Here is a 16,799-nt window from a genome sequence, read left to right as displayed (position 1 = left end):
TACCACACTTTGCGCTTGGAAAAGAACTCTGTTGGGCTTATAAGTTTGAGGCGTTCCAACCCAGACTCTTGCTCAGGGAGCCTTCATGCCCCATCCCAACGAGACCAAACGGATCACCAAGACCTCTCTCTACTCCTGGGTCTTGTTCAAGAACATCCATCTCCAGCTCATCGTCATCGGCGTCATCGTGATCACGGTGTCCATGCGCGTGCTGCCCCTTGAGATGCAGAAGCGGATCATCAACGAAGCCATCGGCATGAAGGATCTGCCCGCCCTGTACCTCTACTGCGGCCTGTACATCGGCGCGGTGACCCTGGCGGGCGTGCTCAAGTACGTCATCAACCTGATGCAGAACTACATCGGCGAGAAAACGCTGATGACCGTGCGCGAGCGGCTCTACGAGCACCTGCTCTCCCTGCCTGTCCAGTTCTACCGCCGCACCTCGCCGGGCAACGTCATTTCCTACATCATCACCGAGTTCATCCCGGTGGCCACCTTTATCGGCCAGGCCGTGGCCGTGCCCGCGGTCAACATCCTGACCTTCTTCGCCATGGCCGCGTACATGATCCATCTCAACCCGGTCATCGGGCTGATCTCCATCACCCTGTACCCCATCGAACTCATCCTCCTGCCGCGCATCCAGAAGTATTTCCGCCGGGCCAACCGGCAACGCATCAAGCACACCCAGCGCCTCTCCGGCCTTGTGGGCGAGGCTGTCACAGGCGTGCACGAGGTCCACGCCAACGCCTCCATCCCCCTGGAGAAGCAGCGCTTCAAGAAGGTGCTGCTCAAGCTCTACAAAGCCACCCTGATGCAGAACGCCCTGCGCTTTGGCATCAAGTTCGTCAACAACTTCTTCATGAGCCTCGGGCCGTTCGTCCTCTTCCTCATTGGCGGGTACTACGCCATCCAGGGCCACTTCGACGTGGGCGCCATCGTCGCCTTCCTCTCGGCCTACGAAAAGCTCTACGACCCGTGGAAGGAGCTGATGGAGTTCTGGCAGGTCTACCAGGACAGCTCGGTGCGCTACAAGCAGATCATGCGCGCTTTTGATCACGCCCCGGAGTTCGCCCAGTTCGTGGAGGGCCGCGAGCCCTTCCAGTTGGACAACGACATCGAGGTGCGCGACCTCTCCTTTGTGGTGGGCGGCAACATAAAGCTGCTCGACCGCATCTCGCTCTCGGTCAAGGGCGGCGAGCACGTGGCCCTGGTCGGCTTCTCGGGCTCGGGCAAATCCACCCTGGCCCTGTGCGTCGCCCAGCTCTACAAGTACACCGGCGGCAGCATCCTGGTGGGCGGACGCGAGGTCTCGGAACTGACCAAGCCCGACATATCCTACAACCTGGGCATGGTGGCCCAGCATCCCTTCATCTTCGACGGCACGGTGCGCGACAACCTGCTCTATTCCTGCCGCTCGCTGAAACTACAGGGCGGCGGCTGCACCGAATCCGGCGAGGAGCCTGATCTCGACACCCTGATCAAGCTCACCCAGCAGGTGGGGCTGTTCACCGACATCCTCGCCTTTGCCCTGCGCGCCCGGCTGGGCCGCGAGGAGGAAAACCCCGGCCTGCGCGACATCATCGTGGCCTCGCGCCGCGAGTTCCAGCTGGGCGAGACCGGCATGTTCGCCGATGTGGCCGAGCACATCGAGTTTTTTGACCCGGACACCTACAGCCGCTACATGACCGTGGCCGAAAACATCGCGTTCGGCGCGCCGGTCAAGGACGAGTTCGACCCCGAGCACCTGCATCTGCACCCCCGGTTCATGGAGTTCCTCGAAAGCCACGGTCTCATGGCCCACCTCACCGTGCTGGGCGAAACCCTGGCCCGGGTCGTCACCGACGAACTGGGGCCGGAACCGCCTCACGACGCCTTTGCCGCGTGTCCCATTCCCGAGGACCGCTATCCGGACTACCTCAAGGTGGCCAACCGCCTCGACTCCGGCGAACCCCTCAACGTCCAGGAAAACGGCCTCATCCTGCGCCTTGCGCTGGGCTTTGTCCCGGGCCTGCACCGGCAGGTGGAACTGGACAAGGGCTTTGCCAACCGGGTGGTCAACTCCCGGCGCGATTTCGTGGCCCTGGCCGAGCAGGCCTTCCCGGACGGCTTCAGCTTCTTCCAGGCCGACCGCTACATCGAGAGTCTCAACATACAGGACAACATCCTCTTTGGCCGCGTCCGGGCCGATTCACCCGGCGTCGAGGACGAGATCAACCACCGCATCATGCAGGCCCTGATCATGCAGGGCGCGCTGGAGGCAGTGGCCGAGATGGGCCTCGCCTTCGAGGTGGGCTCCATGGGCGACCGCCTCTCGGGCGGCCAGCGCCAGAAGATCGCCCTGGCCCGCACCTTCCTCAAGAACCCGCCCGTGCTCATCCTCGACGAGGCCACGGCCGCCCTGGACAACAAGTCCCAGGGCCGGGTGCAGAACATCATCACCACCAATCTCAAGGGCAAGTCCACCGTGCTGGCCGTCATCCACCGGCTCGACATGCTGCCCTTTTACGACAAGGTGGTGGTGCTCAAGGCGGGCAAGATCGTGGAGCAGGGACCATATCAGGAACTGCTCGACAGCAGGGGCGCGCTCTATACACTCATCCACGGCCGCGAGGAATGACGCCCCGGCATGCGCCCAAAGACAATTCGGCAAGAACGTCTGTTTTTGAATGAATCGATTGTTTTCTTGTGCAAAATCGCAATAAAGTTCGTGAATAGTTCTAAAAAATTGCCGAAATTTCGCTTTACAGGCATGTTTTTTGAGAGTAATCCCTGAATTGCCCAATCGGGACTCTCTCCCTCTCATCGATGCTCCGGCTCCGGGGGCGTTCCCCGGAGCCGGAGCATACGGCGGGCCACCGCTGCAGCCCGGCATCCCACGGGGTCCGAGCGCCCAGGTGGCCTTGCGAAAAAAGACCCGGAGCACCGCCCGGACAAGGAGGCGACCATGAAAGAACCCGCAGAAAAGGCCACGGAACTCTTCCGCCAGATGAACAAGAACCGCCGCGACATATTCAAGGCGTATCAGGGATTCACGGCCTCCATCAAGAAGGGCAGCTCCATCGAGGACAAGTACCAGTCCCTCATCCTCATCGCCTGCTCCATCCTCTCCCAGTGCGACATGTGCATCTCGCTCCACGTCCAAAACGCCGCTTCCCACGGGGCCAGCCGCGACGAAATCATCGATGCCGGACTCCTCGCAGTCGCCATGGGCGGCTCTCCCAAAATGATGTACATGCGCTACGTCTACGAAGAAGTGGACAAACTCTTCGACTAGACCCCGCGCCCTTCGCAAATGAAGCGGCTGACCTGCCCCGTACGGGGCAGGTAAGCCGCTTCATTTGTGGGTGGGGCGGGGTGGGGTGAGAGATTCCGGGGGGAAAACTTTTGGGAAAAAGTTTTCCCCCCGGACTTTTCAAAGGGTGTCCCTCTCCCCTTCCCCCCTGGCCGCCGGAGGCATCCTATCGCGTCAGGTCGAGGGGGGTGAGGTAGAGTTCGCCTTTGAAGGTGAGTTCTGCCGCGCCTTGGAGGTGGATGTCGTCGCCGTCGAGGATGACGGTAAGGATTTCGCCCCCGGTGGTGGTCAGGTTGGCGCGGGCGTCGGTCAGGCCCAGGGCGTTTGTCACCAGTTGGGTGGCGCAGGCGCCGGTGCCGCAGGCGTAGGTTTCGTCTTCCACGCCGCGCTCGTAAGTGCGCAGGAGCAGGGTGGAGCGGTCCTTGACCTGGGCGAAGTTGACGTTGGTCCCGGCCGGGGCGAAGTGCTCGTGGAAGCGCAGCTTGGTGCCGAGTTGCTTGACGTTGACCGAGGCCACGTCGTCCACCAGGACCACGGCGTGGGGCACGCCGGTGTCGGCGAAGTGGACGGTCAGGGGCGCGCCGTCCACGGTCAGGGAGATGTTGGTTTCGAGCCCTTTGGGCGGGGTGAGTCGGACCTTGACGCGCCCGGCTTCGGGTCCGTCGAGGAGCACCTTGGCCCGGATGGGTCCGGCGTCGGTGCCGAAAACGTGCTCGGCCGGGGCCAGGCCCAGGGCGTGGGCCAGCTTGCCAGCGCAGCGCGAGGCATTGCCGCACATCTCGGCGCGGGAGCCGTCGGAGTTGAAGAAGTGCCAGCGGTAGTCCAGGGCCGGGTCGTCGGCGTCATCAAGGAAGAAGAGCCCGTCGGCGCAGACGCCGAAGGCGCGGGCGCAGATCTTTCTGGCCCAGTCGGCCATGACCTGTTCGGGCACGCGGGCGCGGCGGTTGTCAATGACCACGAAATCGTTGCCGCAGCCCTGCATCTTGTGAAAGGGCACGCTCTCGCCGAATATGTTCATCTGTGGCTCCATGGGTTCTGGTTTGGGGCGGGCCTGCCCGCCATGGCAAATTCTTGTTGGAATCCGCGCCGATGTCAAGGCGGTCAACCTGCTCGCTCCGGGGCACCGGTCGAGTGGATGGTCGAGTCGCCGGTCGGGTCGCTGGTCGGGCCGCTGGTCGGGCCGATGATCGGGCCGGTGCGGCGGCGCGGGCGGCGCAGGGTGAGCAGGCCCATGGCCGCGATGGCGGCCAGCACGGCCCAGGCCGATTGGGTGAACACGGCGGCCACGCCAAGGGCCAGGAGCGCGGCCACGGTCCGGGGCAGGGGGGCGGTGAAGAGCCGGGCCGCGGCCAGGGTGCCGAGCAGGGCGTTGGCCAGGAAGAAGCCGTCGGCGATGGTCACGATGCCCGCCACGTCGAGGATGCCCTGCGAGACCAGGGCGATGAGGGCGAGATGGGCGAGGGTGTAGAGACCGATGACCCGGTGGGGTACGCCGTGGCGGTTGCGCCGGTCCAGGGCAGCGGGCAGTTGGCCGTCGCGGGCCAGATGGGCCACCAGCCGGGCCACCGCGCCCACGATGAGCAGGTAGGTGGTGGCGCACAGGGCCGCGACCAGCCCGGACATGATCCAGGGCGCGAGCGGGCCGAAGAGGGGGTGGAGCAGCCCGGCCACGCCGTGGCCCGCCTCGGGCGGGAACGCGCCGTATTGCAGCCCGGCGGCCACGGCCAGACTGACCAGCCCGACCACGGTGGCGGCCATGATGGCGGCCCGGGGCACGGTGCGGCGCGGGTCGGCCACCTCGGCCCCGTAGTTGCCCACCACCTCCCAGCCCACCACGGCCCAGAAGAGCAGCAGCAGGGTCCGGCCCATGGCCGGGGGATCGAGGGGCGGCAGGGTGACGGCCTGATGTGCGCTGTCCGGCCCGGCGTGCAGGGCGAGGGTGACGATTGATCCGGTCAGCAGCAGGAGCGTGGCCGAGACGGCCAGGAGCGTGCCCACCCGGCTCATGGTGCGCAGGCCGGTTGTCAGCATCAGGGCGCAGCCGATCTGGATGGCGGCCGCAGCCGCGCCCCGGGCCAGGAGGGAGCCGGGCTGGATGGCGGGCGGCAGATAGTCCACGATGGTCAGCATGACCGCTGCCGGGCCGAACACGGCAGCCCCGCACAGGGTGCAGGCGGCCAGATTGCGCGCGCCAGGGCCGAAGGCGCGCTCCACGGCGTCGGCCGCGCCGCCCTCGCCGGGGAAGAGGGTGCCCACCCGGGCGAAGACGTAGGCAAAGGCCACGCCAAAGGCGGCGGTCAGCCCCCAGGCCGGGAGCGCCCAGGCTCCGGCCGTGTCGATGGCCAGGGGCGGGAGGATGACGATGCCCGAGCCGAGCACCGCGCCGATCATCATGCAGCACAGGGTGAGCGTTCCGGTTTTCCGTTCACTCATGGTCATATTCCTGCCTTGATTTTTTGCCCTTATCGTGGAATGAGCGGAAGAAATCCAATGTGAATTTGTCGGGGCACCGTTCGGATTAGCCGAACGCTCGACTCCAAGGACGCGCAGGGGACAGGGAGGGCGCATGGATATTCGGAAATTGCAGTGTTTTCTGGCCGTGGCCTTTGAGGGCAACCTGACCCGGGCGGCGGAGTCGCTGTTTCTCAGCCAGTCGGCCCTGAGCGGGCAGATCAGGCAGCTTGAGGAGACCCTGGGCTATCCGCTGTTCGTGCGCCAGGCCCGGGGCATGGCCCTGACGATCGAGGGCGAAACCCTGCTTCCTTACGCCCGCAGCGCGGTCCAGGCCCTGGAGGATTTCCGCTCGCGCGGGGCCGGGCTCAAGGCTCCGGCCTCGTCCCGGCTCATCGTGGGGCTGAACACGGACCCCGCCTTCCTGCGCATGGCCGAGCTGGCCCGGCACATGCGCGGCAGTGTGTCCGGCGTGCAGCTCTCCTTCATCGTCTCCCAGAGCCGGTACACGGCCCCGGCCCTGCGCTCGGGCGAGATGCACGTGGGCTTTCGCTTCGGCATGTGGGGCGAGGAGGGCATCCACGACGAGTACGTGGCCCCGGTGACGCTGGTCATCGCCATCCCCACGGTCATGGCCGGGCGGGTGGCCCCGGGCGACTGGCGCGGGCTGGCCGCCCTGCCCTGGATATATTCCTTCAGGGGATGTCCCTTCCACGTGGCCGTGCGCGAGCGCATGTCCGCCTGCGGGGTGGAGCCCAATCCGGCGGAGCAGACCGTGGACGAGAACATCATGCGCGAGCTGGTGGCCGAGGGCATGGGCGTGGCCGTGCTGCGCGAGGACGACGGCAGGCGGCTGGCCGACGCGGGCCAGGCCGTGCTCTGGCCCGAGACCCTTCAGGTGCCCCTGTGCCTCTCCTACCCGGCTGGCCGGGGCTATACCTCGCCGCTGCGCGAGTTTCGCGACGTGGTCCGCTCGGTCTGGAGCGGCGAGCGGGCGTTGGTGGCCTGATCCGCCGGGATTGCCGCAGTCCGTCAGGGGAGCGTCCGCTGTTTCCCCTTTTGCCATCAGGGCCGTGAGTGTGCTAGCTTCCGGCCTGCATGATCGTCAAAACCACAGTCTCCGCGCTCTGGAGCGCCCCGCAATCCCTGCTGGACGACGGCCTGCGCCGTGTGGACACGCTTCTGGCCGGGGCCGCGCCGGGTGTTGAGGTCTTTTTTCGCGCCGACGATGTGGCCGCGCCGGGCGAGGCGTGCGAGCGGATGCTGGAAATTTTCGCGCGGCACGGGCTGCCCCTGCATCTGGCCGTGACCCCGGCCTGGCTGACCCCGGCCCGCTGGGACGTGCTGCACCGATGGGCCGGAGACAGCGACCAGTGGTGCTGGCATCAGCACGGCTGGCGGCACGTCAACCACCAGCGCGCGGGGCGCAAGGGCGAGTTCGGAGACGAGCGCACCCCTGAGGCCAAGCGGGCCGATCTGGCCCGGGGGCGCGCCCGGCTCGAAGCGATCATGGGCGCGCGGTTCAGCCCGGTCTTCACCCCGCCGTGGAACCGGTTCGACGCCCAGACCGCGCGGCTGCTGCATGAGGCCGGGTATGTGGCCGTGTCGCGCTGGGCCGGGGCGCAGGGCGCTGTGCCCACGCCCGAGGGGTTGCCCGACATCCCGGTCAACGTGGATCTGCACACCCGGCGCGAGAGCGATCCGGCCGAGGGTCTGGACGCGCTGCTCCGGGAGATCGAGGGCGGGCTGGCCTCTCGCCGGGTGGGGTTCATGCTCCACCACCAGCGCATGAACGACGCGGCCTTTGGCTTTCTCGACCGATGTCTGGCGGCCGTGGCCGGGTCGGGCCTGAAGCCGATCCGGCTGGACAGGCCCGGTTCCTGATCCGTGACAATCGCGAAAAAACCGGTTTTTCCCGCTCTTAGGGCTTGTCATGGAAGACGCATCTGCATACCGTTTTGAGAATATGGAAAGTAAGCCGACCACTTCGCACCGCGATTCCGCGAGCGCCCGGACCGGCCCCGGCGGCTCGGTCATGGACAAGCCCCAGGGGCGCATCGACCGGCTGATCACGCTGTCCTTTGCCAAGTCGGTGGAGATCAGCTTCAAGAGCCTGCGGGTGCGGTTCTTCCGGTCCATGATCACGGTGTCGAGCCTGGTCCTGGCCGTGTCGTTCCTGGCCTTCGTGCTGGTCAACCTGGACGTGGCCTCGGGGCTGCTGGCCCATGGCGGTCGGGATGCGGCCACGGTTCTGTCGGCCGCCGGATACGACGTGGACGGGAGCGGCGGCGGGGTGAGCATGGCAGCCAAGGAGCGGTGGATCGTCTTTCTCTCGCTGCTGGTCTGCACCGTGGGCATCATCAACGCCCAGCTCATGTCCGTGACCGAGCGGTTTTCCGAGATCGGGGTCATGAAGTGCCTGGGCGCGCTCGATTCCATGATCCTGCGCCTGTTCCTGCTTGAGGCGGCCATGCAGGGGCTGGCCGGGTCTCTGGCCGGGGCGGTGCTGGGCAGCCTGTTCTCGCTGCTCACCGGCGCAGTCCGGTTCGGGCTGGCCGCCTGGGTTCATGTTTCCTGGCTCGGCGTCCTCGGCTCCGTGGGGCTGGCCACCCTGGCCGGGTGCCTGCTCAGCCTGCTCGGCGTGCTCTATCCCGCGCTGGTGGCCGCGCGCATGGAGCCCATCAATGCCATTCGGGCCGAGCACTAGGGGCCGGACGCAACCGCCGTGTCGTCAGCGTCCAGGACCGATTGCCCCGCCCCATTGATTTCAGCGTTTCGCAAGGGGATTTCTCAATGACTGAAGAAAGGCGCACCATTGTCCGGGTCGTGGGCGTGACCAAGCGCTTCACCATGGGCAAGGTGGAGGTCAGGGCCCTCAAGGGCGTGGATCTCGAGATATTCGCGGGCGAGTACATATCGATCATGGGGCCGTCCGGCTCGGGCAAATCGACCCTGTTCAACATGATCGGCGGCCTGGACAAGCCCACCGAAGGCAAGGTGTTCATCGACGAGGTGGACATCTCCCAGCTCGACGCCTACGAGCTGGCCTGGCTGCGCAACCGCAAGATCGGCTACATCTTCCAGACCTTCAACCTCATCCCGGTCATGTCCGCCCTGGAGAACGTGACCCTGCCCATGACCTTTGCGGGCATGAACGCGGACGACGCCCAGGACAAGGGCATCGAGCTGCTCAAGCTGGTGGGCCTTGGCGAGCGCTTCCAGCACAAGCCGCTGGAGCTTTCGGGCGGCCAGCAGCAGCGCGTGGCCGTGGCCCGCTCCCTGGCCAATGACCCGGCCATCGTCCTGGCCGACGAACCCACCGGCAACCTCGACCTGACCACGGGCGAGGAAATCATCGAGCTGCTTCGCATGCTCTCGCAGGATCGCGGAGTGACCATCATCTCCGCCACCCACGACTACAAGATGCTCAACGTGTCCGACCGGGTGGTCTGGGTGCGCGACGGCGTGGTGGACCGCATCGAGCGGCGCGAGGAACTGAAGATCACCGTGGGCGGCATCGGCGGCAAGGACAACGGCCGGGCCGAAGCCACAGTCCATGGCGGGGAGAGGGGCTAGGCCATGATCCGGCGCTGGCTGCTCGCCCTTGCCAGCCTCGTGCTGCTGACTCCGGCCGTTTTGGCCGCGACCGTCTTGGTCGCGCCAGGGGCCGGTGCGCCGGACACCGGACACCGGATTTTCATCGAGAAGCTGGCCGCCCTGGGCGACCGCTCGCCCGGCACGCCCGGCGCGGTCCGCGCGGCCGACATGGTCGAGGCTGAGTTCACCCGGCTCTTTCCAGACGCGGTCACGGGGCGGCAGAGCTTTCGCGTCCCGGTGGTGGCGGCGGGCGGGGCCGAGCTGCGGGTCATGGGCACGGGCCGCTCGGCCAGCCTGCGCCAGCTGCGCGTCAACGCCCTGTCGCCCGGCGCGGTGGCTCCGCCCGGGCTGCGCGGCCCGCTCCTCTATGTGGGCCAGGGTGAGGTCAAGGATTTCAATGGCCTGGACGTGGAAGGGGCTGTGGTCCTCATGGACATGGACTCAAGCAAGAACTGGAACAACGCGGCCATGCTCGGCGCGCGCGCCCTGATCTATCTCGGCGAGGAGGGCGATGGCGGTCCCTCGCCCCGCTCCCTCTTCGACTCCAAGTTCGAGCTGACCCCGGTGGACTTTCCCCTCTTCTGGATGGGCGGCGAAGAGGCCCGCGCCCTCTTCGGCCAGGATGTGGCGGCCGCCGGGCCGCGCCGCCTGGCCATGGTCCATCTCGCCTCCCGGGCCGCCTGGCGCGAGGCCCGAGCCGAGAACGTCTACTGCTTCGTGCCGGGCAGCGACCCTGAGCTGACCGGCCAGACCCTGGTCCTGGAGGCCTTCTACGACGCCACAGCACTGGTGGCGGGCGATGCGCCGGGCGCGGACGAGGGCGTGTCCATCGCCACCCTCATGGACGTGGCCGAGGGGTTTGCCCGGAACCGGCCAGGGCGCTCGCTCATGCTGGTGGCCACGGCGGGCAAGGGGAGCGCCCAGGCGGGCATGCGCGAATTCACCTGGGCCCTGGTGACCCGGGGCAAGGTGCTCAAGGAGCGGCGCGACGACCTGGACCAGCGCGTGGCCGAGGCGGCCCGGACCATCGAGATACTGGACATGCGCGATCCCTTTGACGCCGGGGTCATGGCCGACGCCGCTGACCGCGCCCTGGTCAGGCGGGCCATCAAGGCCGTGGTGCGCGACCGCGAGGACGACCTGACCAACGAGCTGATGCGCCTGCGCCTGCAAAGCCAGGTGGAGCGCATGGGCATGGAGGAGGGGCCGCGCGGCGGCGCGGGCCACGGTATGGAAGGCGGCGCAGGCCACCACGCCATGGCCGAGGCCGCCCGCCAGGACCGCATCAGGCATCTGGCGGCCCGGCGGATCATGCTCAAGCGGCTCAACTGGGTCAACTCCACGGTGGCCAACTTTCCCCTTTCCGACGAGGAGCGGCTGGTGCTGGCCGACTTCGTGGCCCCGGCCCGGGCCTATCAGGCCGCCATCCTCGAAGACGCCACTGGCCAGCTCGACACCATCCGCTCGGCCCGCGCCATGCGCGACGCCATCGGCGACCGCAGCATCGCGGCCCATGTCTCCCTGTATCTCTCCAGCCACGGCGATGGCGTGGGCGGCTTTGACAAGGGGTGGCTGCACGACCTGATGCCCTCGGTCAACCAGACCGCCTTCTTCCGCCCGCTGGACACGGTCATGAAACGCACCGTCAGGGAGCTGGGCGAGGCCCGGGCCGACGAGGCCGCCCTCTTCAAGGACACTCTGCGCCCCGGCAGGCGCGCCTGGCAAAGCTACCTGCCCGACATGCCCGAGCTGGGCGGCGAGCCCATGGCCCTGGCCGGGTTCGCAGGCTTCACCCTGGCCACGGTTCACGATGCCCGGCCTGCCTGGGGCACGCCCTATGACCGGCCCGAGCGCGTGAATTTCGCCTTTGTGCGCAGGCAGGCGGCCCTGGTGCGCACCCTGGCCCGAGCCCTGGCCGACCAGCCCATCGACAACGCGGGCGAGCGCGGCAACAGTCACTTCGTCACCGTGGAAGGGCGGGCCAACCTGCTGCGCAAGGGCGAGATATTCCCGGACCGCCCGGGCACGGGCATGGTGGTCCTCGCCTCCCAGTGGCAGACCCTCAACTACGGCATGGTCGATACCGCCGGCCGCTTCCGCATCCCGGGCTTCGCCGACAGGAAGGTCAGCTTTCACAAGGCCGTGATCGAGGCCCTGCGCTTTGACGATGAGACCGGGCTGGCCGTCTGGGCCGTGGACAAGCCAAAGACAGGCAAGGATTCCTACCGGGTCAAGCTGAGCCGGACCGTGCAGGGCACGGACCTGACCCTCTTCGCCTGCACCCAGACCACGCTCTTCAACCTCTTGGACCCGCGCAGCTTCCGGTATCTCTACATCCCCACCCTCATTGACGGGCGCACCGAGGCCCCGCCCGTGAGCTACTGGTACAGCCGCCTGGACACCCGCCGCTCCACCCTGGGCACCCTGTTTCTGGAGCCGGACACGCCCATCAAGCTGACCCTCTCGGACAGCGTGCTGGACAAGAAGGTGCTGCTGCTCAACGCGGACCCGGAGCACCCCCAGGGGCTGGGCTACATCGCCCGGCAGTGGCCGGTCATCCCCATGACCGAGTTCCGGGCAGCGCGCGACATGTGGAGCCTGCTCGACCCGCGCATCGACAACCTTGAGGAAAAGGGCATCGTCAACGAGCGCATCCGCACCCTTCGCCGCCAGGGCGACGACGACCTGCGCCGCGCCGAGGCGTATCGGGAGCAGAAGCAGTGGGACCGCTTCGTTGAGGCGTCGCGCGCCTCCCTGTCCAAGGCCAGCCGCGTCTATGGCGACGTGGACAAGACCCAGAAGGACGTGCTGCTCGGCGTGCTCTTCTATGTGGCCCTGTTCGTGCCCTTTGCCTACTGCATGGAGCGGCTGTTCTTCTCCTTTGCGGACATCAAGAAGCGCATCGCCGCCTTCCTCGGCTTCCTCGTGGTGATCATCACCGTGGTCTACTTTGTCCATCCCGCCTTTCAACTGACTTATTCGCCCCTGGTGGTCATCCTGGCCTTCTTCATCCTGGCCCTGTCGGTGCTGGTCTCGCTGATCATCTTCATGCGCTTCGAGCGCGAGATGGTGGAGCTGCAAAAGCGCTCCTCGCACATCAAGCTCACGGGCATCAGTCCCATGGCCGCCTTTGGCGCGGCCTTCGTCCTCGGCGTGGGCAATCTCAAGCGCAGGCCGGTGCGTACCTTCCTCACCCTCGCCACCCTGGTCATCCTGACCTTCACCATCATGAACTTCACCACGGTCAAGTCCGTGCGCCAGAAGGGATGGGCCAATTTCAGCGGCGAGGCCACTTACACCGGATTGATGCTCAAGTACATCAACTGGCAGGACGTGCCCCTCGAAGCCCTTTCGGCCGTGGAGAACGCCTTTGAGGGCAGCGGCGTGGTGGCTCCGCGCGCGTGGTACGACACCGGCCTGACCAGCGACAAGTCGCGCGCCCCGCTCATCCCGGTCTTCCTCGGCGAGAGGGAGTCGCCCGGGCGCGGCATGGTCGGCCTCTCCCATCGCGAGCCAGAGGTCAGCGGGCTCGACCGCATCCTGGTCAAGGGGCGCTGGTTCCGCGAGGGCGAGCGGTTCGTGGTCATCCTGCCCGAGCGCATGGCCGGGCAACTCGGCGCGGACCCGGACGATCCGGCCCGCAGCACCGTCACCATCTGGGGCATCCCCATGACCCTGGTGGGCGTGTTCAGCGACGACGGCCTGCGCCTGAACCCGGACCTGGACGGCGAGCCCATGACCCCCATCGTCTTCCCCAACGTGGCGGCCAGCCAGCTCTCCGAGGTGGAGGCAGAGGCCATCGAGGAAGGCCAGGACATCATCACCACCGAGAGCCGCTACCAGCACATCCCGGACTACGAGACCATCCTGGTCCCGGCCCAGACGCTGCTTTCCCTGGGAGGCGGCGCGGGCAGGCTCAAGGGCATCGCGGTCAAGCCCGGCCCGGGCGACTCAGGAATCACCGGCGATCTGGGCGACCGCTTCGGCATGCTCCTCTTCCGGGGATCGTCCTCGGGCACGTCCCTTTACTACGCGGCCGACGCGGTCAGCTACTCGGGCATGGCCAACATCATGATCCCCCTTGGCATCGCCATCCTCATCGTGCTCAACACCATGATCGGCTCGGTCTACGAGCGAAAGCCCGAGATCGCGGTTTACACCTCGGTGGGGCTGGCCCCGCCGCACGTGGCCTTCCTGTTCATCGCCGAGGCCCTGGCCTTTGCCGTCATCTCGGTGGTGGTGGGCTATCTGCTGGCCCAAGGCGCGTCGGCCCTGCTGGCAGGAACCGTGCTCTGGGCGGGCATGACCGCCAACTATTCCTCCACCGCGGGCGTGGCGGCCATGCTCCTGGTCATGGGCGTGGTGCTCGTCTCGGCCATCTATCCGGCCAAGGTGGCGGCCAACATCGCCATCCCGGACGTGAACAGGTCGTGGACCATGCCCAAGGCCCGGGGCGACGAACTGGTGGTGGTCCTGCCCTTCCTGATCAAGCTCGGGGAGATGGCCAGCGCGGGCGGATTCCTGCGCCAGTACTACCTCGCCCACCACGACGTGTCCCACGGCGCGTTCTGCACAGACGACATGCAGTGCAACTTCCTCGACCTCGAGGAGCAGGAGACCCAGACCGGTCTTCTGGCCGGAGTCGCGGAGCGCATCATCATCCCCGACGACCTGTGCTTCTCCATGAGCCTTCGGGTCTGGCTGGCGCCCTTTGACTTCGGCGTGCGCCAGAAGGTGCGGCTCGTCTTCTGCCCGTCCGACCTGTATGGGGGATTCCGGCAGGTCAAGGTGATCATCCAGCGCGAGGCGGGCGAGCTCAAGGCGTGGGAAAATCTCAACCGGACCTTCATCAATGACCTGCGCAAGCAGCTTCTGGCCTGGCGTTCGCTGGACGAGGTGGCCGTGGGGCACTACGCCGACGACCTCGACAGCGTCAAGCGCGACACGGCCATGGAGCAAAAGAGCATGACCGCCGCCAGGGAGGCCGGGCAATGAACGGACGACTCAGGCTCCGGGCGCTCCTGACCGGCCTTGTCATCGGGCTGGCCCTGTGCGTCTTCACCCCCTACAACAGCGCTGTCCTGCGCAACGTGCCCCTGAGTGGCGGCCATTTTCCCATGGCCCCGTTCTTCATCGTGGCCTGGATGTTCGTGCTCGACGCCCTGGCCTCGCGCCTGACCCGGCGGCCGCCCGTGTTTTCGGGCGTGGAGCTGCTCGTGGTCTGGCTCATGGCCGTGATCTTCTCGGCCATAGGCTATGCGGGGCTCACCGAGACCTTCTTCGTCAACATCACCGCGCCCGAGCGCTTTGCCAAGGACGCCTACCGCTGGACAGAGGTGCTCGGCCCGCTGCTGCCCCAGGCGTGGTTTCCCCACTCGGCCGAGGCGGTCAGCGCCTTCTACAACGGCCTGCGCGGCGGCCGCGACATGAACCTGCTCGCCGTGCTGGCGGCCATCCCCTGGGGGGTCTGGCTGCCGGTGCTGGCGGTCTGGTCCTTCTTCATCCTCGGCGCCTTCTTCGTCATGCTCTGCCTGATGGCCCTGTTCGGCCGCCAGTGGGTGGTCAACGAGCGCGTCCTCTTCCCGCTGGTGCGCGTGCCCGCCCTCATGGGCGAGGCCCTGGACCAGAAGCAGATCCTCTCCTGGTGGGGCAACACCTACCTGCTCGTGGGCCTGACCCTGGCCGGAGCCCTGCACCTGATCAACGGCCTGCATTTCTACTATCCCTCGGTCCCGGCCGTGCCCACCCTGGTGCTGGCAGGGTCCTACTTCCCCAAGTACGGCCTCTTCTCCGGCTTCCACAAACTCAAACTCTACATCATCCCGGCCTTCATCGGCTTCGCCTTCCTGACCACGCGGCAGATATCCTTCTCCATGTGGGCCTTCCACCTTCTTGCGGGCCTGCTCTTCGGTCTGCTTTACGTCATGGGCTGGCAGCTGCCCGAAGCCGCGCTGGGCACCACCCTGGGGCCTGATCTGGCCCGGCCCGAAGGCGCGCAAACCATCGGCTCGTACCTCGTCTTCTTCGGCTTCCTCCTGTGGCTGGCGCGCCATCACTTGAAGGAAACGGTCATGTGCGCCCTGCGTCGGACCTGCACGGAGTCCGATCCGGCCGGGACAAGCCCCATCGAGACCCTGCCCGCCACCTGGCAGCCGCCATCCTGGCCCCTGTGGGGGCTCCTGCTTGGCATGCTCGCCCTGACCGGCTGGTGCTGGTTCTTCGGCCTGCCGCTGATGGCGGCCCTGCTCCTGCCGGTCATGTTCGTGGTCGTGGTCCTGGTGACCAGCCGTCTGGTCTGCCAGGGCGGGCTGCCCTATTTCACCCTGACCGCCGCGCCGTCCGACACCCTGATGGGCCTTTTCGGCAGCGGCTTCTTCGGCTCGGCGGGGCTGGCCGCGACGGCCGTGATGCAAAAGGTGCTCTTCCTCGACATGCGCGAGGCAGTGGCACCGACCCTGTTCCACGGGGCCAAGGTGCAGCAGGACGCGCGGCGCAAGAACCTCGTGCTGGCCGCCATCGGCCTCTCGCTGGTGCTGGCCCTGATCGTGGCCTTTGTGACCATGCTGGTGCTGGGTTACAAGTACGGGCTGCGCGAACTGGGACTGGACTGGGCCACCCAGACCGTGCTGGGCAACTACGAGAGCGCCCAGCGGCTGGTAGACCAGCCCGTGGGCCCCAATGCCTGGACCATCACCTATGCCGGGTTCGGCGCCCTGGCCATGATCGTGCTCATCGTCTGCTACTACCGGTTCCCGTGGTGGCCGCTGCATCCGCTGGGCTATCTGGCCGCGTATTCGGCGGGCATGACCATCCTCTGGTTCCCGTTTTTCATCGGGTGGCTGTGCAATCATCTGGTGTTGCATTACGGGGGGACGAGGTTGTTCAACCGGGTGCGGTTCCTGTTCATCGGGTTGATATTGGGCGAGTTCCTGATGGGCGGGGTGTATGCGGTGATCGGGTTGTATAGCGGGCAGAGCTATGCGGTGTTTCCGCTGTAAGGCGAAGAGGGAAGAGGGGAGAGAGAAGAGAATGCAAGAGGAAGCCGCCTTCGGCGGGATGATTGTGGGAAGAGTTTCGTCCCTTCGGGCCGACTTACTTTTGGACCGGAGCGCCCAAAAGTAAGCAAAAACCGCTCTTTGAAGACGTGTGATCGGGTCTCCCGCGCCGCGCGCCAGTAGCATCGGGCCGCTGGCGAAACAGTTGGAAGCGTCGAAGACTCCGCCTCCGCCGGGTTTCGCCCTGGCCGCGGCCCGACGCAACTGGCGCTGCGACGCTCCCGCCCATTGCGGGGCTGGTGTGAGTGAAATCCGTGATGGTGTGGCTGTGCTGGGACATGAAGAAGGGCGGAGGATACTCCTGGCCTATCCGCCCGCCTCGACCGGAATTTGTGCGGGCTCCGTGTGCTCCAGCCCTTAAGCCTCCTAAGGCTTAGAAGCTGACCAATCGAGCGGAGCGGCTC

At 66.6% G+C, this 16,799-nt stretch carries 10 protein-coding genes; 8 read left to right on the top strand and 2 right to left on the bottom strand.

Annotated features, from left to right (window positions below; genetic code table 11):
- Positions 1 to 85: 85 nt before the first annotated feature.
- Positions 86 to 2,617, top strand: coding sequence for an ATP-binding cassette domain-containing protein (locus QQS14_RS08850; RefSeq protein ID WP_285906619.1), 2,532 nt, complete (start codon positions 86 to 88; stop codon positions 2,615 to 2,617).
- Positions 2,618 to 2,944: 327 nt separating this feature from the next.
- On the top strand, positions 2,945 to 3,274 hold the full coding sequence (locus QQS14_RS08845) for a carboxymuconolactone decarboxylase family protein (protein ID WP_285906618.1): 330 nt from the start codon (positions 2,945 to 2,947) through the stop codon (positions 3,272 to 3,274).
- Positions 3,275 to 3,458: 184 nt separating this feature from the next.
- On the opposite strand, the gene dapF is transcribed toward QQS14_RS08845, so the two are convergent.
- Positions 3,459 to 4,310, bottom strand: a complete 852-nt coding sequence (dapF, locus tag QQS14_RS08840; RefSeq protein ID WP_285906617.1) for a diaminopimelate epimerase — start codon at positions 4,308 to 4,310, stop codon at positions 3,459 to 3,461.
- 83 nt (positions 4,311 to 4,393) lie between these two features.
- Positions 4,394 to 5,725 (bottom strand): APC family permease, encoded by a 1,332-nt coding sequence (locus QQS14_RS08835; protein WP_285906616.1) that lies wholly within the window; start codon positions 5,723 to 5,725, stop codon positions 4,394 to 4,396.
- A gap of 133 nt (positions 5,726 to 5,858) precedes the next feature.
- Here QQS14_RS08835 and QQS14_RS08830 point away from each other — a divergent pair, with 133 nt between their 5' ends.
- The 6 genes from QQS14_RS08830 to QQS14_RS08805 all read left to right on the top strand — a co-directional run bounded on the left by QQS14_RS08830 (position 5,859) and on the right by QQS14_RS08805 (position 16,338).
- Complete coding sequence (locus tag QQS14_RS08830; protein ID WP_285906615.1) at positions 5,859 to 6,752, top strand: LysR family transcriptional regulator; 894 nt, start codon at positions 5,859 to 5,861, stop codon at positions 6,750 to 6,752.
- Between the two features lie 89 nt (positions 6,753 to 6,841).
- Positions 6,842 to 7,627, top strand: coding sequence for a polysaccharide deacetylase family protein (locus QQS14_RS08825; RefSeq protein WP_285906614.1), 786 nt, complete (start codon positions 6,842 to 6,844; stop codon positions 7,625 to 7,627).
- 151 nt (positions 7,628 to 7,778) lie between these two features.
- Positions 7,779 to 8,450, top strand: coding sequence for an ABC transporter permease (locus QQS14_RS08820; protein WP_285906654.1), 672 nt, complete (start codon positions 7,779 to 7,781; stop codon positions 8,448 to 8,450).
- A gap of 86 nt (positions 8,451 to 8,536) precedes the next feature.
- Positions 8,537 to 9,319 (top strand): ABC transporter ATP-binding protein, encoded by a 783-nt coding sequence (locus tag QQS14_RS08815; RefSeq protein ID WP_285906613.1) that lies wholly within the window; start codon positions 8,537 to 8,539, stop codon positions 9,317 to 9,319.
- A gap of 3 nt (positions 9,320 to 9,322) precedes the next feature.
- The gene (locus QQS14_RS08810) at positions 9,323 to 14,335 is read left to right on the top strand and encodes an FtsX-like permease family protein (protein WP_285906612.1); all 5,013 of its coding nucleotides are present in this window, start codon (positions 9,323 to 9,325) and stop codon (positions 14,333 to 14,335) included.
- On the top strand, positions 14,332 to 16,338 hold the full coding sequence (locus QQS14_RS08805) for a DUF6785 family protein (RefSeq protein WP_285906611.1): 2,007 nt from the start codon (positions 14,332 to 14,334) through the stop codon (positions 16,336 to 16,338). Before QQS14_RS08810 ends, QQS14_RS08805 begins: the two co-directional genes overlap by 4 nt.
- The last annotated feature ends 461 nt before the right edge of the window (positions 16,339 to 16,799 follow it).

Source organism: Pseudodesulfovibrio pelocollis, assembly GCF_030282845.1.
Taxonomy (GTDB): Bacteria; Desulfobacterota; Desulfovibrionia; order Desulfovibrionales; family Desulfovibrionaceae; genus Pseudodesulfovibrio; species Pseudodesulfovibrio pelocollis.
The sequence above is the reverse complement of the archived record's forward strand: the minus strand, read 5'-3'. Positions and strand labels throughout refer to the sequence as shown.

Coding starts and splice junctions, on each gene's coding strand:
- QQS14_RS08850 (WP_285906619.1), top strand. CDS start 86: ATGCCCCATCCCAACGAGACCAAACGGATCACCAAGACCTCTCTCTAC.
- QQS14_RS08845 (WP_285906618.1), top strand. CDS start 2,945: ATGAAAGAACCCGCAGAAAAGGCCACGGAACTCTTCCGCCAGATGAAC.
- dapF (WP_285906617.1), bottom strand. CDS start 4,310: ATGAACATATTCGGCGAGAGCGTGCCCTTTCACAAGATGCAGGGCTGC.
- QQS14_RS08820 (WP_285906654.1), top strand. CDS start 7,779: ATGGACAAGCCCCAGGGGCGCATCGACCGGCTGATCACGCTGTCCTTT.
- QQS14_RS08805 (WP_285906611.1), top strand. CDS start 14,332: ATGAACGGACGACTCAGGCTCCGGGCGCTCCTGACCGGCCTTGTCATC.
- QQS14_RS08810 (WP_285906612.1), top strand. CDS start 9,323: ATGATCCGGCGCTGGCTGCTCGCCCTTGCCAGCCTCGTGCTGCTGACT.
- QQS14_RS08830 (WP_285906615.1), top strand. CDS start 5,859: ATGGATATTCGGAAATTGCAGTGTTTTCTGGCCGTGGCCTTTGAGGGC.
- QQS14_RS08835 (WP_285906616.1), bottom strand. CDS start 5,725: ATGAGTGAACGGAAAACCGGAACGCTCACCCTGTGCTGCATGATGATC.
- QQS14_RS08815 (WP_285906613.1), top strand. CDS start 8,537: ATGACTGAAGAAAGGCGCACCATTGTCCGGGTCGTGGGCGTGACCAAG.
- QQS14_RS08825 (WP_285906614.1), top strand. CDS start 6,842: ATGATCGTCAAAACCACAGTCTCCGCGCTCTGGAGCGCCCCGCAATCC.